Consider the following 778-nt stretch of genomic DNA (forward strand, 5'->3'; position numbering starts at 1 on the left):
AGCCCAAGCTGATCATCGCAGGCGGCTCGGCCATCCCGCGCCAGATCGACTTTGCCCGGATGCGTCAGATCGCGGACATGGTTGGCGCCTATCTGCATGTCGACATGGCGCATTTCGCCGGTCTGGTTGCGGCCGGAGAGCACCCCTCGCCCTTCCCGCACGCGCATGTGGCGACCACCACCACGCACAAGACCCTGCGCGGCCCGCGCGGCGGCATGATCCTGACCAATGACGAGGCGATCGCCAAGAAAGTGAACTCGGCGATCTTCCCCGGCATTCAGGGCGGCCCGCTGATGCACGTGATCGCAGCCAAAGCGGTGGCCTTTGGCGAAGCGCTGCAACCGGCGTTCAAGGACTATATCAAGCAGGTTGTCGTCAACTCGCAGGCGCTGTCGGACCAGCTGATCAAGGGTGGACTGGACACCGTGACCCATGGCACCGACACGCATGTGGTGCTGGTCGACCTGCGCCCCAAGGGCGTCAAGGGCAACGCCACCGAAAAGGCCCTGGGCCGCGCGCATATCACCTGCAACAAGAACGGCGTGCCGTTTGACCCGGAAAAGCCGACCATCACCAGCGGCATCCGTCTGGGCTCGCCCGCCGGCACCACGCGCGGCTTCGGCGAGGTTGAATTCCGCCAGATCGCCGACTGGATCATCGAAGTGGTCGACGGCCTGGCCGCCAATGGCGAAGACGGAAACGGTGCCGTCGAAGCCAAGGTCAAAGCCGAGGTCGCAGACCTCTGCGCCAAATTCCCGATCTATCCTAACCTGTAAGT

At 64.0% G+C, this 778-nt stretch carries 1 protein-coding gene; it reads left to right on the top strand.

Features of this window, described 5'->3' with window-relative positions:
* Nucleotides 1-776 (top strand): serine hydroxymethyltransferase (locus ACR0IM_RS24530; RefSeq protein ID WP_480683491.1); only part of this gene is annotated, 776 nt, incomplete at its 5' end.
* Nucleotides 777-778: the final 2 nt, after the last annotated feature.

The organism is Ruegeria sp. BF6, from assembly GCF_056538665.1.